Source organism: Amycolatopsis sp. NPDC043885 (genome assembly GCF_056435685.1).
This window is the reverse complement of record NZ_JBWKEA010000017.1, coordinates 40,550-62,646: the sequence shown is the minus strand read 5'-3', so window position 1 is coordinate 62,646 and position 22,097 is coordinate 40,550. Positions and strand designations below refer to the sequence as shown.

The following is a 22,097-nucleotide window of genomic DNA, read 5'->3' as shown; positions in this document are numbered from 1 at the left end:
GACTGCTCCGCCTGCGGGCCCCTCAGAGCGTCTGTACGCCACTAAGCCGCGCTTCGGGGCCATCCGGACCGGACCAGCTCCGACCAGCGCGGAGCCGGTCGCTCAGAGGTCTAGACCACCCCGTTCGTGCTAACCCGGCCGTCACCGTCCGCAACAAGATCAAAACCGATCGCGAGCACCCCGAGACGCTTCCGGAGCGTTACCATCATCGTCACCGAGCGAAGCGATCATGGCGCTCCGCGAAGTTGATCAAGCCCCATGCCGGAGGCGGTTTCCGGCCCCCGCCGCACCGCCCGCCGAGGCGCCCTGGCAGAGGCACCGGCAAGTGCACGGCCCATCTGCACAGTCGGTCGAGCCCCGGTAACTCAAGTCCATCGTGTTCTTTCGGCGATGTGTTAGCCACCGGCTGTGTACTAGCCCGATCGTGTTACGACGAACTCCCTGAGTGACTACTCGTTTGAGATAGATACCCATTCGATCCCCCCGCGAAGGCCTCAGGGCGGCTACAGTGCCATCGACGACACCACTTTCGGTCTAAAGCTGGCGCGGCTAAACGGCCGAAAGTCCCGGTGCCGGTCGGGGGGCACGACCGACTCCAGGGAGGTAGTGACGTGGCTACCGTCGGCATTTCTCAGGCCGTCCGATCCACGCCAGCCGGTTCATTGCCGGCGAGCATGGTTCCGCACCCGCGGGAAGAGCTTTTTTCCGTGTTGGTGGTCGATGACCACCCGCTGTTGAGGGAGGCAATCTCAGCAAGACTCGCACAGATGGGTGCGGGCACCGTCCACGAGGCCGCCACGGTGGCCGAGGCGAGGGCGCGAGCACAGGCCACCGGGCCTTGTGACCTGGCGATCCTCGATCTCGGACTGCCGGATGGCAGCGGCATCGAGCTGGTTACGGAACTCCGTAGCCACGGCTGGCCTCGAGTAGTGGTGCTCGCTTCATCAGACGACCCGTACGCGGTCAGGTCGGCGTTCCAGGCCGGCGCCCAGGCATACCTGCTCAAGTCGGCATCGCCGGTCGTAGTGACCGACGGCGTCCGCAGGGTGCTCGAGGGCGGCGTCTACGCGGACCCGAGCGTCGCACCGGTCCTGGCCACCGGCACCCGGGTCGCCGGCACCGACAACACCCCGCGCGAGCTTTCGGCGCGCGAGGTCGAGGTGCTGCAGCTCGTGGCCGACGGCCAGAGCAACAAGGAGATCGGCGAGGAACTCAGCCTCTCCGCTCTCACGGTGAAGTCTCACCTCTCCCGCATCGGGCGCAAGCTCGGCACGGGTGACCGGGCTCAGATGGTGGCGCTGGCCATGCGTGCCGGCGTGATCCGCTGACAAAGGCGAACAGCCCTGCGGGGCGGGCGGACCAGGCGCGGCCCGCTCGTCCCGTAGGGTCTTCACCTATGGAAGGCGACCGACCCGGAGAACCGCAGACGGACCCGAAGACCGGCACCGACGACACCGGTGGACCGGTCCTCCTGCGCGAGCCCGCCGAGGGCACTCCACCGGTGATCGCCGACGCGACCGCCCTCGTCGAAGCCTGCGCGAAGATCGCGGGCGGCAGCGGGGCCATCGCCGTGGACACCGAACGCGCGTCCGGCTACCGATACTGGCCGAAGGCCTACCTCGTGCAGCTGCGCCGAGAAGGCGCCGGTTCCTTCCTCATCGACCCCATTCCGCTCGAAGGGCAGCTCGAACCCCTCGCGGAAGTGCTCAACAACGCCGAATGGGTGCTGCACGCGGCCTCTCAGGACCTGCCGTGCCTCGCCGAACTCGACCTGCACCCGAAGAGCCTCTTCGACACCGAACTCGCCGGACGGCTCGCCGGGTACGAACGCGTCGCCCTCGGCACCCTCGTCGAACTCCTCCTCGGCTACCAGCTGGAGAAGGGCCACAGCGCCGCCGACTGGTCGAAGCGCCCGCTTCCCGTCGATTGGCTGAACTACGCCGCACTCGACGTCGAGCTGCTCCTCGAGCTGAGAGAGAAGCTCGAAGCCGACTTGGCCGACCAGGGCAAGCTCGAATGGGCCCAGCAGGAATTCGAGGCCGTCCGCACCGCGCCGCCGCCGGCCCCTCGGGCCGAGCCGTGGCGCCGGACGTCCGGCGTGCACAAGATCCGCAACGCCCGCGGCCTCGCCGCCGTGCGCGAACTGTGGCAGGCGCGGGACGAACTCGCCCGCAAACGCGACCGCGCGCCGAGCCGGATCCTGCCCGACAGCGCGATCATCAACGCCGTCACCGCGGACCCGAAGACCGTCGACCAGCTGCAGGCGCTGCCGGTATTCAGCGGCCGGGTCCAGCGCAAGTACACCGCGAGCTGGCTGCGGCATCTGCAGGCCGCCCGCGCGCTCCCCGCCGACGAGCTGCCGACCCCCGCGCAGCAGACCGACGGACCGCCGCCGGTGAACCGGTGGTCGGACAAGGATCCCGACGCCGCCGCCCGGCTTTCGGCGGCCCGCGCGGCGCTGTCCGCGATCGCGGAGGACCGGCGGCTCCCGGTGGAGAACCTGCTGCTGCCGGAGCTGGTGCGGCGCACCTGCTGGCGTCCGCCCGCGGACCTGAGCGAGGACTCGGTCGCCCAGGTCCTCCGCGACGGCGGTGCCCGGCCTTGGCAGGTCGAGCTGACGGTGGCGGTGCTGAGCAAGGCGCTCCACGCCACCCCCGCCTGACCCGGCTTCAGCCCTCCAGCAGCGCCCGCGCGGCTCCGCGCAGCGCGGCGTCCGGTTCCCCGAGACCGGCGAGCCTCAGCACGCCGTCGGCCCCTTCGACGGCGTGCGCCTCGACGTCCACGTCCGGCTGGTCACGCCGGACGATCGCGATGCTCTCGACGAGCCCGAACACGAGATCGGTCCGGATGCCGCGAAGGTCTCCGGCGACGCCGGCCGCCGCGACGAGCGAGCCGTAAACGCGTTTGAGCTCCGCCCGCTCGGCCCGGAATCGCGCCAGCCGCGGCGACGAGATCTCCGGCAGCAAGTACAGGGCGCCCAGGTTGTGCCGCGCGCTGCCGAGCAAGTGGATGTCCGCGTAGGCCAGCGCCCACAGCCGCGCGCCGATCGGCGCGAGCTTGGCCGAAAGACCGCCCGCGACGTCCAGTGACGGCCGGACGGTGTCCTCCAGCAGCGCCGCGAGAATGTCCTCTTTGGACGGAAAGTGGTAGTAGAGCGACGCCTGGCGCAGTCCGGCGCGTTCGGCGATGGCCCGCGTGGTCGTCGCCGCGTACCCGGCGCCGGTGAACAGCTCTCCCGCCGCGTCCAAGACGGCGAACCGCGCCTCCCGTTTGCTCGCGGCGGCGCCGCTGGCTCTCGGCCTGCCCACCCCGGTCGTTTTCGTCATCTATCCGATCCTGCCATTTCTCCGCGAAGATCTTTGTTACGTCCGGCGGTCGGCCCAGGTTACCGAATCCGGTATCTGTTAACACCGCGCTTACCCGGCGGAGATCGGAAGGATCCCGCACGCGCTTAATTTCGGTCAGCCGATCGAAATCCGGCCCTTGAGACAGGAGCCTCCGCAATGCCTTCCGAGGACCTTTCCGCCTTCGGGTACCGCCAAGAACTTCGCCGGACACTGGGCGGTTTCTCCGCCTTCGCCGCGGGTTTCTCCTTCGTTTCCATCCTGACCACGGTGTTCCAGCTGTTCGCCTTCGGTTATTCCTTCGGCGACACGCTCTTCTTCTGGACATGGCCGCTGGTGATCGCCGGGCAATTGCTCGTCGCGCTCAACTTCGCCGAACTCGCCGCCCGATTTCCGCTGGCCGGATCGGTTTACCAGTGGGCGAAACACCTCTCCCCCGGATTCGCGGGGTGGCTCGCCGGCTGGATGATGCTGGTGGGCTGCGTCGTGGCCCTCGCCGGCGCCGCGATCGCGCTGCAGGTCGTCCTCCCGTCGGTCTGGAGCGGGTTCCAGCTCGTCGGCGGGGACCCGGCGATCACCTCCCCGACCGGCGCCAGCAACGCGGTCCTGCTCGGCACCCTGCTGATCGTCCTCACCACCGCGATCAACGCGGGCGGCGTGCGGCTGATGGCGCGGATCAACGACATCGGGGTCGGGGCCGAACTCGTCGGGGTCCTCGTGCTGATCATCGGTCTCGCGCTGTTCGCCGTCCGCGGCCCGCAGGTCGTGCTCCAGCCTGCCGGCGAAAGCCCGGGAGCAGGTGGCGTTCTCGCTTCGGCACTGATGGCCGCGTACGTTCTGTACGGTTTCGACACCGCCGCCTCCGTCGCCGAAGAGACCAAGGACGCCCGCCACATCGCCCCGCGCGCCGTACTTCGCGCACTGTTGATCTCCGGGGTCGGTGGCCTCGCCGTCGTCGTCACCGCGCTGATGGCGGCACCGAGCCTGACCGACGGGCAGCTGGCCGGGAAAGGCCTGCCGTACGTGATCACGGCCGTCTTCGGCGACACACTCGGCCGGGTCTTCCTCGCCGACGTCGCGATCGCGGTCGTCGTCTGCACCCTGACCATCCAGACCGGCACCGTCAGGCTGATCTACTCGATGGCCCGCGACGGCGCGCTCCCCGGTGCCAGGAGGCTTTCCGCGGTCAACGCCCGCACCGGTACGCCGATCGCGCCCGCCGTGCTGTCCGGGGTGCTCGCCATCGGGCTTCTGCTGCTGAACCTGGGGAATCCGACCATCTTCAGCACCATCACCGGCACTTCGGTGGTCGTCGTCTACCTGGCCTATCTCCTGGTGACCGGACCGCTGCTGATCCGGCGCCGTCAAGGGCGTTTCACCGCCGAACCCGGCCATTTCTCCCTGGGACGATGGGCTATTCCGGTCAACATCGCGGCAGTAGGGTACGGCGCGATGATGATCGTCAACATCGCTTGGCCACGAGCCGAGATCTACGACCTGGCGGGCACCGGTTCCGTCTGGGTCCTGTTGTTCCCGATCGAGTTCGTCGGCGCCGCGCTGCTCACCGGCTACCTCTGCTGGCGCCGCCGCTCCGCGCTCACCACGGTTCCCGTCCCCGCGACCTGAAGGAAGGTTCCATGAGCACGACATCGACCACGTACGGCGCTCGCGACCACGCCCGCGCCCAAGCGGGCACGGTGGCCGAAGCGATGCCCGCCATCCCCGCGTCCACCTGGCCGGATCCGCCGCCCGGGATCGACCCGGCGAAGCTGGTCTGGGCCGAGACAGTCGCCGGCGGCGGCTACACCCACAAGGTCCTCGCCCGCGGCACCGAGCTGCGGCTGACCGACGTCGAGGGCGACGCCTGCGCGCATCTGCTGCTGTTCAACGCGGACCAGCCTTGGGAGCGGCTGAACGTCGCGGACACGGTGAAGGTCCAGTGGAACGCCTATCTCGGCGAGGCGATCGCCCTGCTGTCGGACCAGGCTCGGGTGCTCGCGACCGTCGTCACCGACGAGAGCGACAAGCACGACGCCCTCTGCGGCACATCCACTGTGGACGGCAACGCCGAGCGCTACGGGGACGGGAGCCCGCAGGGCGATTCGCCGTCGGGGAACGCGCTGTTCACCCTCGCCGCCGCCAAACACGGCCTCACTCCGCGCGATCTGCCGCCGAGCCTCTCCTTCTTCCAAGGCGTGCGCGTGGAGGCCGACGGAGGGCTGACCTTCACCGGTTCGGCGGGCGCCGGCAAATCCGTGGTCCTGCGCACGGAACTCCCGGTGGTCGTCCTGATCGCCAACGTGCCGCATCCGCTCGACCCGCGGCCGGACTACACGGTCACCCCGCTGCGCGTCCTCGCCCAGCGCTCGGCGCCGTCCACTCCGGACAGTCCTGAATGGACGGCGTCACCCGAGGCACAGCGCGCCTTCGAGAACACCGCCGACTACCTCACCGCAAGGGGCCTTGCATGAAGATCATCTCCGACACCGAGGTCGCCGCGCGGGCGCCGTACTCCACCGTGCTCCGCGAGGGCGAGACGCTCGCGATCATCGATCTCGGCGGCAACCAGGCCGTCGACTTCCTCTGCTACGACGCCGCCGACACGGCGAAGAGATACAGCGCGGCCACCACGATCGCCGCGCAGCGCAACATCTTCCTCACCACCGGCAGCGTCCTGCGCACCGGTGAGGGCGCGCCGCTGCTCACCGTCGTCGAGGACACTTGCGGACGGCACGACACGATCGGCGGCGCCTGCAGCAAGGAATCGAACAGCCTCCGCTACGGCCAGCACACGCGGTACCAGCACGCCTGCGTCGAGAACTTCCTGACCGAAGGCGCCAAATGGGGTCTCGGCAAACGCGATCTGGTCAGCAACGTCAACTGGTACATGAACGTGCCGGTGGAACAGGACGGCACGCTCGGCATCGTCGACGGCATCTCCGCGCCGGGTCTCGAAGTCAAGCTGCGCGCCGAAACCGACGTCCTGGTGCTGGTGTCGAACTGCCCGCAGATCAACAACCCGTGCAACGGCTTCGATCCGACGCCGGTCCGGATGATCGTCACCGGCGGTGGCGTGTGAAACTGCTCGTCGCCAACCGGGGGGAAATCGCGGTCCGGATCATCCGGACCGCCAGGGAGATGGGCATTCCGACGGTCGCCGTCTACTCCGACGCCGACCGCACGGCCGCGCACGTACGGCTTTCCGACGAAGCCGTCCGGCTCGGCCCGGCGCCGGCGAGGGAGAGTTACCTCCTCGGCGACGCCATCATCGAAGCCGCGCTGAAGACCGGGGCGGACACTATCCATCCCGGCTACGGCTTCCTGTCCGAGGACGCCGCTTTCGCCAGGGCGGTGGAAGCGGCCGGGATGCGGTTCGCCGGTCCTACCGCGGACCATCTCGAGATCTTCGGCAGCAAGCACACCGCGCGGGCGAAGGCCGCCGAGGCCGGTGTCCCGATGCTGCCCGGCACCGGGTTGCTGGACACCCTGGCCGACGCCGAAGCCGCGGCGGCCGAGGTCGGCTATCCGGTGATGCTCAAGGCCACCGGCGGGGGCGGCGGGATCGGCATGCGTGCCTGCGCGTCCGCCGTCGAACTGCGGGACGCCTGGGAAGCGGTACGGAGCATCGCGGCCAAGAGCTTTTCGACCCCGGGAGTGTTCCTCGAACGGCTCGTGACGCACGCGCGGCACGTCGAGGTCCAGGTGTTCGGCGACGGCGCGGGCACGGTGCTGGCGCTCGGCACGCGGGACTGCACCTTGCAGCGGCGCAACCAGAAGGTGCTCGAAGAGTGCCCCGCGCCGGGCTTGCCCGATGCGGTGCGGGAGAAACTGGTCTCGACGGCCGTCGCCCTCTGCGCTTCAGTGCGCTACCGGTCGGCCGGGACGGTGGAGTTCATCTACGACCCGGACCGCGAAGAGGCCGCGTTCCTCGAAGTCAACACGAGGCTGCAGGTCGAGCATCCGGTCACCGAGGCGGTGTACGGGATCGACCTCGTCGAGTGGATGCTCCGGCTCGCCGACGGCGACACCGGGATGTTCACCACCACGCCAGCGCCCCGCGGGCACGCCGTCGAAGCGCGGCTCTACGCCGAGGATCCGGCCGCCGGGCACCGGCCGAGCGCGGGCCTGCTGACCCGCGCCGACTTCCCCGAAGGCGTCCGGGTCGACACCTGGGTCGAGGCCGGGGCGAACGTGACGACGCATTACGACCCGTTGCTCGCCAAGGTGATCACCGTCGGCGCGGACCGGGCCGAGGCGCTGTCCGCGCTGGGCGAGGCGCTCGGCGAAAGCCGGGTGGACGGCGTCCGCACGAACCTCGGCCAACTGCGCGCGGTCGCCGCTGATCAGCGGCTGCGCGACGTCACCCACGACACCGCGACGCTGGACACGATCGCCGACCCCGAGCCGCGGATCGAGGTCCTGCGGGGCGGCACGATGACCACCGTCCAGGACTGGCCGGGACGGCTGGGCTTCTGGCACGTGGGTGTCCCGCCGAACGGGCCGATGGACGATTTGTCCCTGCGCCTGGGCAACCGCGCGCTGGGCAATCCCGAAGGCGCGGCGGGCCTGGAGTGCACTGTGGACGGTGTCTCCCTGCGGTTCACCGAAGACGCAATCGTTTGCGTCACCGGATCGCCGTCACCGGTGACCCTCGACGGCACCGCTGTTCCACAGTGGACGCCCGTCGAGGTCCCCGCCGGCGGCGTGCTCGACGTCGGCACGGGGACAGCCGGGCTCCGCGCGTACGTCCTCGTCCGCGGCGGGATCGACGTGCCGGACTTCCTGGGCAGTGCGGCGACGTTCACCCTCGGCGGCTTCGGCGGACATGGCGGGCGCGCGCTGGCGACCGGTGACGTCCTCTCCCCCGGTCCGGAACCGGAGAACGCCGTCACCGGAACGGTTCCCGAGGCCGAGCGGCCGATTTTCGCGACGCACTGGGAGATCGGTGCCTCGGAGGGGCCGCACGCGGCGCCGGAGTTCTTCACCCGGGACGACGTCGAGACGTTCTACGCCACGGACTGGGAAGTGCACTTCAACTCCGCGCGGACCGGCGTCCGGCTCGTCGGGCCCCGGCCCCGCTGGGCGCGGGAAGACGGCGGCGAGGCGGGCCTGCACCCGTCGAACATCCACGACACGCCGTACGCGATCGGCGCCGTCGACTACACCGGCGACCTGCCGATCCTGCTGGGCCCGGACGGGCCGAGCCTCGGCGGTTTCGTCTGCCCGGCGACCGTGGTGACCGGGCAGCGCTGGAAACTCGGCCAGCTGCGGCCAGGCGACACCGTGCGGTTCGTGCCGATCACCATCGAGCACGCGGGCGCGTTGCGCGACGAACCGGCCAAGGCGGTCAAGGCGAGCCGGCAGCCGATCGACGACGGCGGCATCCTCGGCCGTCTGTCCACATCGGACGAGAACCCCGAGGTCACCTACCGGCGCAGCGGCGACGACAACCTGCTGATCGAGTACGGGCCGATGAAACTCGACCTGGCCCTGCGGATGCGGGTCCACGCGCTGGCCGATCGGCTGGCCACGGAAGGGCTCGACGGTGTCGTGGACCTGACCCCGGGCATCCGCTCGCTGCAGGTGCACGTCGATCCGGACGTGCTGCCGGTGCCGAAACTGCTCGGCCTCGTGCAGGAGGTGGAGCACGATCTGCCGCGCACCGCCGATCTCGTGGTACCGAGCCGCACCGTGCGGCTGCCGTTGTCGTGGGACGACCCGGCGACGCGCGAGGCGATCGAGCGGTACATGGCCGGCGTACGCGACGACGCGCCGTGGTGCCCGTGGAACATCGAGTTCATCCGGCGGGTCAACGGTCTGTCCAGTGTGGACGATGTCTATCGCACGGTGTTCGACGCGGAGTACCTGGTGCTCGGCCTCGGTGACGTCTATCTCGGTGCGCCGGTGGCCACTCCGCTGGACCCGCGGCACCGGCTGGTGACCACGAAGTACAACCCCGCCCGCACCTGGACCGCGGAGAACTCGGTCGGCATCGGCGGCTCGTACCTGTGCATCTACGGGATGGAAGGCCCCGGCGGGTACCAGTTCGTCGGGCGGACCGTGCAGGTGTGGAGCGGCTGGCGGCAACGCGGATCGTTCGAGCCGGGTTCGCCGTGGCTGCTGCGCTTCTTCGACCGGATCTCGTGGTATCCGGTGACCGCCGAGGAACTGATGGATCTGCGGGCTCGGAGTTCGGCGGGGGAACTGGAACTCGACATCACCGACGGCGAGTTCGCGCTGGCGGACCACGAGCGGTTCCTCGCCGACAACGCCGATGACATCGCCTCGTTCCGGGCGAAGCAGAGCGCGGCGTTCGAGGCGGAACGGCAGGCCTGGGCGGCGGCGGGCGAATTCGACCCGCGACCGGAACCCGTCGGAGCCAAGGTCCCGACCACGAAGGTCGAGGCCCCGCCCGGTGGGTACGTCGTCGAAGCACCGTTCGCCGCGACCGTCTGGCGGGTGGACGTCGAGCCCGGCAAGGAGGTCGGCCCGGCGGAGACGCTGGTGATCCTCGAGGCGATGAAGACCGAGGCGCGGATCCCCGCGCCCGCCGCCGGGGAGGTCGTCGAGGTGCTCGTCTCCCCCGGCGATCAGGTCGCCCCCGGCACCCCTCTGGTGGTACTGGGAAGGAGCGCGGGATGAGCGTGCTGGAGCGGGTGCGCGCCGCGTACCACCGGATCGCGCGGGTCGACCGGCCCGAGATCTGGATCGACCTGCGTCCCGAGGAGGACGTCCTCGCCGACGCGGAGACGCTGGAAGCCCGTCGTGCGGCGGGGGAATCCTTGCCGCTGTACGGGAAACTCGCCGCGGTCAAGGGCAACATCGACGTCGCCGGGCTGCCGACGACGGCGGCGTGCCCCGAGTACGCCTATCAGCCGGACGAGGACGCGCCGGTGGTGGCGAGGCTGCGCGAGGCCGGGGCCCTGATCCTGGGCACCACCAATCTGGACCAGTTCGCGACCGGGCTGGTCGGCACGCGCAGCCCGCACGGCGCGGTCCGGAACGCGATCGATCCGGCGTACGTTTCGGGCGGGTCGAGTTCGGGGTCGGCGGTCGCGGTGGCGCTCGGGATCGCGGATCTCGCGCTGGGCACGGATACCGCCGGATCGGGCCGGGTCCCGGCGGCGTTCAACGGGATCGTCGGGCTGAAGCCGACGCGGGGGCTGCTGCCGACGACCGGTGTCGTGCCCGCGTGCGCGAGCATCGACTGCGTGACCGTGTTCGCGCGGACGGTCGATGAGGCTTCCGCGGCGTTCGCCTGCCTGAGCGAGCCTCGGGAGCTTCCGGTCGTCAACCGTCCTTTCCGGATCGGTGTGCCGTCCGAGGTGGGGCCGCTCCAGGACGGGTGGGCCGAAGCGTTCTCCGCGGCGGCTCACGAGTTCCGCGACGCGGGCGCCGAACTGGTCACTGTCGACATATCGGCGTTCCTGGCCGCGGCGCGTCTGCTGTACGAGGGCGCCTTCGTGGCCGAGCGGTACTCGGCGGTGGGCGAGTTCATCGACGCCCACCCGGACGCCGTCGATCCGGCCGTGCGGCGGATCATCGGCGCGGCGAAGGACATCCCGGCGCATCGGTTGTTCTCCGACCTCGCGACGCTCGGGGATCTGGAGCGTGAGGCGTCGGCTGTTTTGTCCACTGTGGACTGCGTCCTGCTGCCCACGACGACGGAACACCCGACGATCGCCGACGTCGAGGCAGATCCGCTGGGGGTGAACGCCCGGCTGGGCCGGTTCACGAACTCGACGAACCTGCTGGGCCTGTCGTCGCTCGCCGTTCCCGCCGGAACGGTCGGCGGGCTGCCGTTCGGGGTGATGCTGGTCGGCGCCGCGTACGCCGACCGGATCCTCGCCGACGTCGCCCGCTCGGTGCCGCGGCGGACGCGGATCGCCGTCGTCGGCGCCCATCTGCGCGGGCAGCAGCTGAACCACGAACTGACCTCGCGGGGTGGCCGGTTCGTTTCCGCGGGACCGACGGCGGCCGAGTACCGGCTCCACGCGCTGGACACCGTCCCGCCCAAACCCGGTCTCGTCCGGGTCGCTTCGGGCGGCGCGGCGATCGAGGCCGAGGTGTGGGACCTGCCACTCGCGGGCTTCGGGGAGTTCGTCGCCGGTGTCCCGGCGCCGCTGGCGATCGGGAAGGTGCGGCTGGCCGATGGGAGCGAGGTGTCCGGGTTCGTCTGCGAGCCTGGCGCGGTGGTGGGCGCCGAAGACATCACGGGGTACGGCGGGTGGCTCGGCTACCTGAGCCGCTGAGTCACGTCGTGAGTGGCGATTCGGGTTAGAACCCGAATCGCCACTCACGACCCCCTGCGGTACTGGCCTACCGGGACTCACCAGGGCTTTTCCGATTTGGTTGGCCTTCCGGGCGGTTCTGGGAACAACCTCACAAACCCTGGCGCCCCGCCGGACGCTGGGTAGCTTCGGGGTGGTGCCGACCACCTCCACCTCCCACCGCCGGACCGCGATCAGCGTGTTCGTGGCACTGGGTCTCGTCGGGGCCGCGATGGTGACGCTGGGAGCCACCGGCGTGGCCGTCAAGGCAGTGAACGGGCAGGCGCTCGCGGTCCTCGAAGAGGTCCCCGGACCCGAATCCGGCCCGACGTGCGCTGTCGACAAGCGTTATGTCGACGAAGAGACCTTCGGCATGCGCCCGGACGTGATCGAAGCGTGGAACGCCCTGCGCGCCAAGGCCAAAGCACAGAACATCACGCTTTGCGTGAACGACGGCAAGCGTAGCCGGAGCCAGCAGCAGCGCGAGTTCGACAAGGCCGTCGAGCGGTTCGGCTCCGTGGAGCAAGCCAAGAAGTGGGCACTGCAGCCGGAGACGTCCATGCACGTCAAGGGAATCGCCGTCGACATCCAGCCGCTGAACTCGGCCGCGTGGGTGGACAAGAACGGCGGCGCGCTCGGCTGGTGCCGCCGCTACGACAACGAGAAATGGCACTTCGAGTACGACCCGGCCTACAAGACCAGCGGTTGCCCGGCCCTGCTTCCCAGTGCCACCGGCAACTAGGCCGGGACTCGCGTGCTTGGACGCGGAACTCGCGTGATCGAAGGCGGAACTCCTCCGAACACGCGAGTTCCGCCTTCGATCACGCGAGTCCCGGATTCCCTCACGTGAGGGTTTCGGCCACGTACTTCGCGGCCTCGGCGAGGAGCGCCTGGTCGTACGGAGCGTCCTTGGTCGCCTTGCTGGACATGATCGCGACGACGAGCGGCGCCCTGTCCGGCGGCCATACGACGGCGATGTCGTTCAACGTGCCGTAGTCGCCGGTCCCGGTCTTGTCGGCGACGGTCCAGCCGGACGGCAGGCCCGCCCGGATCCGCTGGGCGCCGGTGGTGTTGCGCCGGAAGAGGTCGCGCAGGAAGTCCCGTTTGTCGGCCGTCAGCGTGTCGCCCAGCACGATCTCCCGGTAGTCGGCGGCGAAAGCGCGCGGAGTCGTGGTGTCACGAAGATCGCCCGGGGTGGCCTCGGTGATGGCCGGCTCGACCCGGTCCATCCGCGTGACGGTGTCGCCGATGCTGCGCGTGAACGCCGTCAGCGCGGCGGGGCCGCCGAGGTCCCGCAGCAGCAGATTGCCCGCGGTGCCGTCGCTGAACCGGATGGCGGCGTCGCACAGCTGGCGGATGGTCATCCCGGTGGCCACGTGCTGCCCGGTGACCGGAGCGTGTTTCATCAGGTCGTCGCGCGAGTATTCGACCCGGGTTTCCAGATGCGACAACGGATTGCGCTGCAGGACCGCGGCCGCCGCCACCCCTTTGAACGTCGAGCAGAACGCGAAGCGCTCGTCGGCGCGGTGCTCGACCGTGGCGCCGCCTCCGGTGTCGACCGCGTACACGCCGAGCCTGGCGTCGAACTTCTTTTCCAGCTCCATCAACCGGTCGTGGAACTGCCGGGAAGGAGAAGGCGGAGGCGGAGGAGATGAAGGGCTCGGAGGCGGGGTCCCGCGGGTGCAGGCGGCCAGCGACGCGAGGACCGCCATCCCCAGCAGCGCACGACGGGTGACGGCCGGCCCCGGCGAGTTCATCGTGATCCCTCCCCCTGATCACGTCGAACATAGCAACTTCCCCACCACCCCCGGATCGGCCAAGCGGCCGAGGCGGGTGACCCCGGGAGTGTGCCTTCCCCCACTCGACCGGGCCACCATCCTGGTTACCGACGGGTAACCGGGGCTAGGGTGCGGTCAGGACTACCTCAACTTCAGGAGCATTCGTGGCCGCAGGAGCAACACCGCTCGCGCCGAACGCGCGGTCGGTACGCAATGTCGCCTTCGTCGAAGGGGTGCGAACGCCCTTCGGCAAGGCAGGCGAAAAGGGTATGTACGCCGGCACTCGTGCCGACGATCTCGTCGTCAACGCCATCCGTGAACTGCTGCGGCGGCATCCCGAGCTGCCGCCCGAGCGCGTCGACGAGGTGGCGATCGCCGCCACCACCCAGATCGGGGACCAGGGCCTGACCATCGGCCGCACCGCCGCGCTGCTGGCCGGCCTGCCGAAGTCGGTGCCCGGCTTCGCGCTGGACCGGATGTGCGCGGGCGCGATGACCGCGGTCACCACGACCGCGAGCGGGATCGGCTTCGGCGCGTACGACATCGCCATCGCCGGCGGCGTCGAGCACATGGGCCGCCACCCGATGGGCGAGGGCGTCGACCCGAATCCGCGCATCATCGCCGACAAGCTGGTCGACCCGACGGCGCTCGTGATGGGCCAGACCGCGGAGAACCTGCACGACCGGTTCCCGGCCATCACCAAGCAGCGCACCGACGCCTTCGCCGCGCGCAGCCAGGAGAAGTACGCCGAGGCCGTGAAAACCGGCAAGATCGGCCCCGAGCTGGTCCCGGTCGCCACCCGGTCAAAAGTTCAATCAGCGGAGCGAAGCTCCTCCGCTGAGGGCGGCGGCGGGGGCATGGATGGACTGGGCTGGGGCCTCGCGACCGAGGACGAGCCGCCGCGTCCCGGTACCACCGTCGAGCAGCTCGCCGGGCTGAAGACGCCGTTCCGCCCGCACGGCCGGATCACCGCGGGCAACGCGGCCGGCCTCAACGACGGCGCCACCGCGGCGCTGCTCGCCGACGAGGACACCGCCCGCGAACTCGGCCTGCCGATCGGCATGCGCCTGGTGGGCTACTCCTTCGCCGGTGTCGAGCCGGAGGTCATGGGTATCGGCCCGGTGCCCGCCACCGAGAAGCTGTTCAAGCGCACCGGTCTGTCGATCGACGACATCGGCCTGTTCGAGATCAACGAGGCGTTCGCCGTCCAGGTGCTCGCGTTCCTCGACCACTTCGGCATCGCCGACGACGACCCCCGCGTCAACCAGTGGGGTGGCGCGATCGCCTGCGGTCACCCGCTCGCCTCGTCCGGTGTCCGGCTGATGACGCAGCTCTCGCGTCAGTTCGCCGAGCGCCCCGACGTGCGCTACGGCCTGACCACCATGTGCATCGGTATCGGCATGGGCGGCACTGTGATCTGGGAAAACCCGGCCTTCGAGGGGGCGAAGTAATGACTTTCACCGCTGCACAGGCGAAAGCCGCCTTCCCCGACGAGGTCGTCACGAACGCGGTCACGCGGCTGGTGAAGGTGCCCGGGCTCGACAAGCCGGTCGCGCTGATCACCCTGGACAACGGCCACGACCACACCCGGCCGAACACCTTCGGCCCGCAGGGCCTGGTGAGCCTCGACGCCGCGATCGACGCCGCCTTCGCCGCGGAACCCGCCGCGATCGCGGTCACCGGCAAGCCGTTCATCTTCGCCGTCGGCGCCGACCTTTCCGGTGTCGAAGCGGTCGCGGATCCGGCGCTGGCGCGGGAGATCGCGCAGACCGGGCACGACGTGTTCCGGCGCCTCACCGAATCCGAGATCCCGACGTTCGGGTTCATCAACGGCGCGGTGATGGGCGGCGGGCTCGAACTCGCGCTCTCCTGCCACTACCGCACGCTTTCGGAGAACACCGCCGCGATCGCGTTCCCCGAGGTCTTCCTCGGCCTGTTCCCCGGCTGGGGCGGCACGCAGCTGCTGCCGAACCTGATCGGGCCGGACGCCGCGGTCACCGTGATCATCGAGAACGCCCTGGCGCAGAACAAGATGCTCAAGGTCGCGCAGGCGGCCGAGCTCGGCATCGTCGACGAGGTCTTCGGTTCGGCCGACTACCTGGAGCAGTCCCTGCTGTGGCTGGCGAAGGTCGTCAACGGCGAGATCACCCCCGCCCGCCGCGAGATCGACCGCGGCGCGGGCTGGGACGCCGCGATCGCCCGCGCCAAGGCCATTGTGGACGGACGAACCAAGGGCGCCTCCCCCGGTGCGACCAAGGCCGTCGAGCTGCTGGAGCTGGCCCGCGAGAACGATCTGGACCGCGGCTACGCGGCCGAGACCGACGGGCTCGCCGAACTGCTGATGGACGACACCCTGCGTGCCGGGCTGTACTCGTTCAACCTGGTCAACAAGCGCGCCAAGCGGCCGGCGGGCGCGCCGGACAAGTCGCTGGCGCGCAAGGTGAACAAGGTCGGCATCGTCGGCGCGGGCCTGATGGCCAGCCAGATGGCGCTGCTGTTCGTCCGTCGTCTCAAGGTGCCGGTGGTGCTCACCGACGTCGACCAGGAACGCGTCGACAAGGGCGTGTCCTATGTGCACGGTGAGATCGACAAGCTGCTGGCCAAGAAGCGGGTTTCGCCGGACGGCGCGAACCGGCTGAAGGCGCTCGTCACCGGCTCGCTCGACAAGTCCGCCTTCGCCGACGCCGACTTCGTGATCGAAGCGGTGTTCGAGGAGCTGGGCGTCAAGCAGAAGGTCTTCGCCGACCTGGAGCAGTACGTCTCGCCCGAGGCGATCCTGGCGACGAACACCTCGTCACTGTCGATCACCGCGATGGCGTCGCAGCTCAAACATCCGGAGCGCGTGGTCGGGTTCCACTTCTTCAACCCGGTCGCGGTGATGCCGCTGCTCGAGATCGTCCGCGCGGAGAAGACCGACGACGCCACGCTGGCGACGGCGTTCGCGCTCGGCAAGCAGCTCAAGAAGTCGAGCGTGCTGGTCAAGGACGCGTCCGCGTTCGTGGTCAACCGGCTGCTGCTGCGGTTCCTCGGCGAGGTGCTGGTGACCGTGGACGAGGGCACGCCGTTCGACGTCGCCGACAAGGCGCTCGAGCCGCTGGGCCTGCCGATGACGCCGCTGACGCTGATGCAGCTCGTCGGCCCGGCGATCGCCCTGCACGTCGGGGAGACCCTGCACGAGGCGTTCCCGGACCGGTTCACCGTCAGCGAGAACCTCGACCGGTTCGTCAAGGCGGGCAAGAAGGGCGTCTGGCAGTGGGACGACAAGGGCAACGCCACCGTCGACCCCGAGGTGGCCGAACTCTGGCAACAGGGCGACGCGCCGTCGACCTCCGAGCAGGTGCGTGACCGCGCGCTGGCGGCGATCGCCGAAGAGATCCGGATCATGCTCGACGAGGGCGTGGTCGCGGAGGCGCAGGACATCGACCTGTGCCTGATCCTCGGCGCTGGCTGGCCGTTCTGGCTCGGCGGCATCACGCCGTACCTGGACCGGGCGGGTGTGTCCGAGAAGGTCAACGGCAAGCCGTTCCTGGCCCCGGGCTTGGCGAGCGTGCCGCTCTCCTGAGGCCGCGACGAAAGGCCACCGTCGGCGATCCCTTGATCGCAGGCGGTGGCCTTTCACGTTTTTCGTGGATTTCATGGCGGATGACTGCGTTTTCGTGAAACCTTGTCTCCGAGCCGGAAGGTTCGTCTCCCCGGCCATCCCCCGGGGAGACGGACTGTCAGCGTTCTCCTGAAGGCGGGCAGGGCGGCGGCGTGGTCGTCATCCGAGCGGCGATCCGCGCGGGATCGAGTAGGTCGACCTTCTCCGCCTCGGGGAACCGCTGCCGCAACTCGTTCGCCCACGCTTCGACGTCGGTTCCGGCCACGGGTACGAGAGGGACGGCCGCGGGGAGCACGTCCGGCGTCGCCGGCTCCAGCATTTCCGGCCGGTCCGCGAAGATCTTCTTGAAGCGCTCGGACGCCACTGTCTTGGTTTCGGTGAGCATCCGGCGGGCTTTCGGATCGTCCCGGGGCGCCTGGGCGACGACGGTCATGTCCGCGTCGGTACCGACCACCCACAGCAACCGCCGCGGCGCCTTGGGTGTCCGTTCCGGTTCCTCCACAGGGACGATCATCACACGGCGCGGTTCATTCGCCGTCCGGACACCGCCCGTTCAGCGAGGCTCTTTAGCGTGCCGCCGGTGAACAGCGAAAAACCCGGCGTCGACCGCCGCGGATTCCTCAAGCGCGCCGGCCTCGTGTCCGCGGCGGCCGCGGGCGCCCCGCTCGCCGCCACCGCCCCGGCGGAAGCCCTCGATCTCGACATCGATCTCGACATCGATGTCAACCTGCTCTTCGGCCGGGACCGCTACCGGTGGCTGGTGGGCGATCACCACATCCACACGCAGTACTCCTACGACGCGATGTACACAGTGGACGGAATCGCCGACGGCGCCCGCCGTCACGGGGCGGACTGGGCGGTGATCACCGATCACGGCCACGCCGCGCACGAGAAGTCGTCGGTGGAGCGCACGGACGCCGCGATCCGGGCGGCGCAGCGCGAGCACCCCGATCTCCTGCTGTGGCAGGGCATGGAGTGGAACGTGCCGGGCGCCGAGCACGCGACGCTGTTCTTCCAGGCGGGTGCGAACCAGGCCGCGAAACTGCGTGAGTTCGAGCGCGCCTTCGACTGGCGGCTGACCGGGACCGAGCCGGGCACTCCGGACAACGAGGCGCTGGCCGTCGCGGCGATCCGCTGGCTCGCCGCCGAAGAGCGGGCCCGCCGGATCCACGCGCCGGTGGTGGTGATCAACCATCCGCTGCGCAACGGCCGGATCGCCCCGCACGAGCTCCGCGCGCTGCGCGACGCCGCGCCCGGGATCGTCATCGGCATGGAAGGCGCGCCGGGCGCCCAGGCCGACGGCTTTCCGAAACCGCTCGGGAGCGGTGGTGGCGCGCGCGGCGGTTACGGCAACTCTCCCGGTTCGAACTCGTGGCCGGGCTTCCCGGAGTCGGCCTACCGCACCTACGGCGGCTTCGACTGGAGCACCGCGACCGTCGGCGGCCTGTGGGATTCGCTCCTGGCCGAAGGAAAGCCGTGGTGGATCACCAGCAACTCCGACTCGCACTACAACCGCGGCGACACCCACGTCCGGCCCGGCGTCCCGGACGGGTACTACGACGAGCACGGCGCCTACCCGGACCCGATCGACACCGGCGTCCCGCAGACTCTGCCTCCGTACGCGGACTTCGCGCCCGCTGAGTTCAGCCGAACCGTCGTCGGCGTGTCACGCCGAAGCCACGAAGGCGTGTTGGAGGGCCTGCGCGCGGGACGCGTCTGGGTGGTGCACGGCGGGCTCGCGCAGGAACTGGAGTTCGGCGCGTACAGCGGCTGGAGCTCGGCGACGATGGGCGGCAGGCTGCGGGTCCGGCGCGGATCCGACGTCACGGTCGTCGTCTCGGCGAAGCTGGCCGCCCGGCCGAACGGCGGCGGCACGATCCCCCGGCTCGCGCGGCTCGACCTCGTTTCGGGACCGGTGACCGGCCCGGCCGCCGACCGGGACACCCAGACCGCCCCGGGAACGCGGGTCGTGCGGTCCTTCGAACCGCGTTGGGCACCGGGGCGCCGGGTGGCCTTCCGGCACACCTTCCGCAACGTGCGTGAGCCGTTCTTCGTACGCCCGCGCGGCACCGACGGCAAGAAGCACGTGCCCGGCGGGATCGAGCCGAGCGCCGACGTGATCGGGCAGTCGAACCCGTTCGAAGACCTGTGGCTGTACGGGAACCCGATCTTCGTGGACGTGCGGTAAGCACACGGTCCCGCGAACCAGCAGACCTGAGGATGAAGGGGACTTTCCCCTCATGGCATGCCCGGAATGTCCCCTTCACCTCGCTGTCCGATTAATGCCTATATGCACGGTTTCTTCTGGGGTCGTGAGTGGCAATGAGGGTTAGAACCCTCATTGCCACTCACGACCTACGCGCGAAGCTACGCGAAATACCCAAAACGGGCACTTCAATCCCAGAAATCGTCCTTTATGGACAGTCCAGAACGCGCCGAAACCCTAGGCGCCCAGCTTGTCCGGGTCCGGCCCCAGCCGCTTCCCCTGCTCCAGCGTCGCGATCGCGGCGCCGTCGTGGGCGTCGAGCGCGAAGTCGAAGACGTCCATGTTCTCCTTGATCCGTTCCGGCGTGACCGACTTCGGGATCACCAGGTGGTTCATCTCGACGTGCCAGCGGAGCACGATCTGCGCCGGAGTCTTGCCGTGCTTCTCCGCGATCGTGGTGATCTTCTCGTCGGCGAGCAGGTCCCCGCCGCGCGCCAGCGGACCCCAGGCCTCGGTGACGATCTCGTGCTTCTCGTGGAAGTCCCGCAGCAACGGCTGCTGCAGCCACGGGTGGCATTCGATCTGGTTCACCGCCGGGACGATCCCGGTCTCTTCGATCAGCCGCTCCAGATGCGGGATCTGGAAGTTCGAGACGCCGATCGCCTTCGCCCGGCCGTCGGAGGCGATCTTTTCCAGCGCCCGCCACGTTTCCACGTACTTGTCCTGCGCGGGCAGCGGCCAGTGGATCAGGTACAGATCGACATACTCGAGACCGAGTTCGCTCAGACTCGTGTCGAAGGCACGCAACGCCGAGTCGTAGCCGTGCTCGGTGTTCCACAGTTTCGTGGTGACGAACAGTTCCTCGCGGGGCAGCCCGCTGGTGCGAACGGCCTCGCCGACTCCGCGTTCGTTGGCGTACAGGGTCGCCGTGTCGATGGCCCGGTAACCCGCCCCGATGGCGGTACGGACCGCGTCCACGACCTCGTCGTCGCCGATCTTGTACACCCCGAACCCGAGTTGCGGGAGGGACGTTCCGTTGTTCAGCCGAATGCTGGGGACCATGCTTGAACCGTAACCCCAGCCGGGGGTCAAGGCAGAGCGGGCAGGTGCACGGTCACCGAAAGACCGCCGCCCACAACGGGTTCCGCGGACACCGTGCCGCCGTGCGCCTGGACCGCGGCCCGCACGATCGAAAGCCCCAGCCCGGCACCGGTGCGGGCGGTCCTGGCGACGCCGGCGCGGCGGAACGGTTCGAACAGTTCGGGGACCGCGGCCGGGTCGAGCAAACCGCCGGACGACCGCACCTGCAGCACTGACCACTGTGGACCCGCCTGCGTGACGACGTCCAGCCAGCCGCCGTCGATGTTGTGCCTTACGGCGTTCTCCAGCAGGTTTCCCGCGATCCGCTCCAGCAGCGCGGGATCGCCGAACGTCGGCGCTCCCTGGGTCGCGAATTCGGTACGGATGCCGCGCTTTTCGGCTTCGGTGCGCACCGCGCGCCACGCGCTCGCGACGATCACCGCCAGATCGACCGGCTCCCTGGCCACCAGTCCCGCGCCGTCGGTGCGCGCGAGCAGCAGCAGCGAACCGACCAGCCGCTCGGCCCGCTCGGTCGCGTCGCGGACCACACCCGCCATCCGGCGTAATTCGGCTTCGTCCGCGTGCTCGTCGGCCAGGGTGACGTCGAGTTCGGTGCGGATGACCGCGAGCGGTGTCCGCAGTTCGTGGCTGGCGTTGGCGACGAAATGCCGTTGCGCGTCGAACGCGGCCTGCAGCCGGTCGAGCATGTCGTCGAAGGTCTCGGCCAGTTCGGCGAGTTCGTCCTTCGTGCGGACCTCACCGATCCGCTCCCCCATCGATTCGATCGACAGGCGCCGCGCGGTACCGGTGATCTCGCGCAGCGGTCGCAGGACCCGCGCGGTGAACGTCCACGCGAGGATCCCCGCCGCCAGCACGACGAAACAGAACGCGACCGCGCCGAAGAGCAGCACCCGGTTCCTGGCGTACGCCCGCAGATGCTCGGTGACCGCGGAAGCGTCGACGTCGACGCCGTCGACCCGCACCGTGGTGCCCGGCGGCAGCTGCGGGACGGCGGAAACCGCGTCGCCGACCAGGTTCCAGGTCAGCCAGAGCAACAGGAGGCTGACCAGTGCCACCAGCCCGGTCGCGAGCAGCGTGACCCGCGCGCGCAGGCTGCGGGCACCGGACAGGTTCACCCGCGTGCGGTCCCCTGCTCCGGCACCCGGTAGCCGGAGCCGACGACGGTCTCGATGATGCCCGGCTCGCCGAGCTTCTTGCGCAGTGTCATCACGGTGACCCGGACGGTGGTGGTGAACGGGTCTGCGTTCTCGTCCCACACGCGTTCGAGCAGTTCTTCGCTGCTGACCACCGAACCGGCGGCCGACAGCAGCACCTCCAGGACGCCGAACTCCTTGCGGGTCAGCTCGACCGGACCGCTCGCGCGGCGGACGGTCCGCCTCGCCGGGTCCAGTTCGACGTCGCCCGAAGTCAGCAGCGGCGGCGCGGCCGGGGTCGCGCGGCGGCCGAGCGCCCGCACGCGCGCGACGAGTTCGGGGAAGGCGAACGGCTTGGCGAGATAGTCGTCGGCGCCGAGGGAAAGCCCGTCGACGCGGTCCGAAACGGAACTGCTCGCGGTGAGCATCAGGACACGGGTCAGCTCGCCGGACGCGACGATCTCGCGGCACAGGTCGTCACCGGACATCCCGGGCAGGTCGCGGTCGAGCAGCACGACGTCGTACCGGGTGACGGCGGCCTTCTCGTGCCCGTCGTCCCCGGTGAGCGCGATGTCCACCGCCATGCCCTCGCGCCGCAGGCCGCGTGCGATCGCGTCGGCGAGGGGTTCTTCGTCTTCGACTACCAGAATTCGCACGACCCTAC

At 69.8% G+C, this 22,097-nt stretch carries 17 protein-coding genes; 11 read left to right on the top strand and 6 right to left on the bottom strand.

Annotated features, from left to right (window positions below):
* The first annotated feature begins 611 nt into the window (after positions 1-611).
* The gene (locus AC069I_RS34545) at positions 612-1,328 is read left to right on the top strand and encodes a response regulator transcription factor (RefSeq protein WP_034318331.1); all 717 of its coding nucleotides are present in this window, start codon (positions 612-614) and stop codon (positions 1,326-1,328) included.
* 68 nt (positions 1,329-1,396) lie between these two features.
* The gene (locus AC069I_RS34540; RefSeq protein WP_478233763.1) at positions 1,397-2,662 is read left to right on the top strand and encodes an HRDC domain-containing protein; all 1,266 of its coding nucleotides are present in this window, start codon (positions 1,397-1,399) and stop codon (positions 2,660-2,662) included.
* 7 nt (positions 2,663-2,669) lie between these two features.
* Here the strand turns inward: AC069I_RS34540 and AC069I_RS34535 are convergent, their stop codons facing one another.
* Positions 2,670-3,326: a TetR/AcrR family transcriptional regulator gene (locus AC069I_RS34535; protein ID WP_478227855.1), complete on the bottom strand. Its 657-nt coding sequence runs from the start codon at positions 3,324-3,326 to the stop codon at positions 2,670-2,672.
* 177 nt (positions 3,327-3,503) lie between these two features.
* Here AC069I_RS34535 and AC069I_RS34530 point away from each other — a divergent pair, with 177 nt between their 5' ends.
* The 6 genes from AC069I_RS34530 to AC069I_RS34505 all read left to right on the top strand — a co-directional run bounded on the left by AC069I_RS34530 (position 3,504) and on the right by AC069I_RS34505 (position 12,356).
* Positions 3,504-4,970 carry an amino acid permease gene (locus tag AC069I_RS34530; RefSeq protein WP_478227854.1) on the top strand — a complete coding sequence of 489 codons (1,467 nt, stop codon included), beginning with the start codon at positions 3,504-3,506 and terminating at the stop codon, positions 4,968-4,970.
* A gap of 11 nt (positions 4,971-4,981) precedes the next feature.
* Positions 4,982-5,815, top strand: coding sequence for an urea amidolyase associated protein UAAP1 (locus AC069I_RS34525; protein ID WP_478267276.1), 834 nt, complete (start codon positions 4,982-4,984; stop codon positions 5,813-5,815).
* Positions 5,812-6,423 (top strand): urea amidolyase associated protein UAAP2, encoded by a 612-nt coding sequence (locus AC069I_RS34520; RefSeq protein ID WP_478267275.1) that lies wholly within the window; start codon positions 5,812-5,814, stop codon positions 6,421-6,423. Before AC069I_RS34525 ends, AC069I_RS34520 begins: the two co-directional genes overlap by 4 nt.
* Positions 6,420-9,986, top strand: coding sequence for an urea carboxylase (gene uca, locus AC069I_RS34515; RefSeq protein ID WP_478227851.1), 3,567 nt, complete (start codon positions 6,420-6,422; stop codon positions 9,984-9,986). Before AC069I_RS34520 ends, uca begins: the two co-directional genes overlap by 4 nt.
* Positions 9,983-11,596, top strand: a complete 1,614-nt coding sequence (gene atzF / locus AC069I_RS34510; RefSeq protein WP_478267274.1) for an allophanate hydrolase — start codon at positions 9,983-9,985, stop codon at positions 11,594-11,596. Before uca ends, atzF begins: the two co-directional genes overlap by 4 nt.
* A gap of 172 nt (positions 11,597-11,768) precedes the next feature.
* The gene (locus tag AC069I_RS34505) at positions 11,769-12,356 is read left to right on the top strand and encodes a D-alanyl-D-alanine carboxypeptidase family protein (RefSeq protein WP_478227849.1); all 588 of its coding nucleotides are present in this window, start codon (positions 11,769-11,771) and stop codon (positions 12,354-12,356) included.
* Between the two features lie 100 nt (positions 12,357-12,456).
* On the opposite strand, the gene bla is transcribed toward AC069I_RS34505, so the two are convergent.
* The gene (gene bla, locus AC069I_RS34500; RefSeq protein ID WP_478227848.1) at positions 12,457-13,371 is read right to left on the bottom strand and encodes a class A beta-lactamase; all 915 of its coding nucleotides are present in this window, start codon (positions 13,369-13,371) and stop codon (positions 12,457-12,459) included.
* A 185-nt stretch (positions 13,372-13,556) separates the two neighbouring features.
* On the opposite strand from bla, the gene AC069I_RS34495 reads away from it, so the two are divergent.
* Together AC069I_RS34495 and AC069I_RS34490 are read left to right on the top strand one after the other, a co-directional pair.
* Complete coding sequence (locus AC069I_RS34495; RefSeq protein WP_478227847.1) at positions 13,557-14,843, top strand: thiolase family protein; 1,287 nt, start codon at positions 13,557-13,559, stop codon at positions 14,841-14,843.
* A complete protein-coding gene (locus AC069I_RS34490; RefSeq protein ID WP_478267273.1) occupies positions 14,843-16,954 on the top strand; it encodes a 3-hydroxyacyl-CoA dehydrogenase NAD-binding domain-containing protein in 2,112 nt (703 codons plus the stop codon). The genes AC069I_RS34495 and AC069I_RS34490 overlap by 1 nt, the downstream gene beginning before the upstream one ends.
* Positions 16,955-17,111: 157 nt before the next feature.
* On the opposite strand, the gene AC069I_RS34485 is transcribed toward AC069I_RS34490, so the two are convergent.
* Positions 17,112-17,495, bottom strand: coding sequence for a hypothetical protein (locus AC069I_RS34485; protein WP_478267272.1), 384 nt, complete (start codon positions 17,493-17,495; stop codon positions 17,112-17,114).
* A gap of 78 nt (positions 17,496-17,573) precedes the next feature.
* Between AC069I_RS34485 and AC069I_RS34480 the strand changes: the two genes are divergently transcribed.
* On the top strand, positions 17,574-19,181 hold the full coding sequence (locus AC069I_RS34480) for a CehA/McbA family metallohydrolase domain-containing protein (protein WP_478267271.1): 1,608 nt from the start codon (positions 17,574-17,576) through the stop codon (positions 19,179-19,181).
* 255 nt (positions 19,182-19,436) lie between these two features.
* Here AC069I_RS34480 and AC069I_RS34475 read toward each other — a convergent pair whose 3' ends face one another.
* From AC069I_RS34475 to AC069I_RS34465, 3 genes are read right to left on the bottom strand one after another with little or no spacing between them, the layout of a single operon-like run.
* A complete protein-coding gene (locus AC069I_RS34475) occupies positions 19,437-20,261 on the bottom strand; it encodes an aldo/keto reductase (protein ID WP_478227843.1) in 825 nt (274 codons plus the stop codon).
* 26 nt (positions 20,262-20,287) lie between these two features.
* Positions 20,288-21,415 (bottom strand): sensor histidine kinase, encoded by a 1,128-nt coding sequence (locus AC069I_RS34470; RefSeq protein ID WP_478267270.1) that lies wholly within the window; start codon positions 21,413-21,415, stop codon positions 20,288-20,290.
* Entirely contained in the window at positions 21,412-22,089 is a 678-nt protein-coding gene (locus AC069I_RS34465; RefSeq protein WP_007033550.1) for a response regulator transcription factor, read from the bottom strand. The genes AC069I_RS34470 and AC069I_RS34465 overlap by 4 nt, the downstream gene beginning before the upstream one ends.
* Positions 22,090-22,097: the final 8 nt, after the last annotated feature.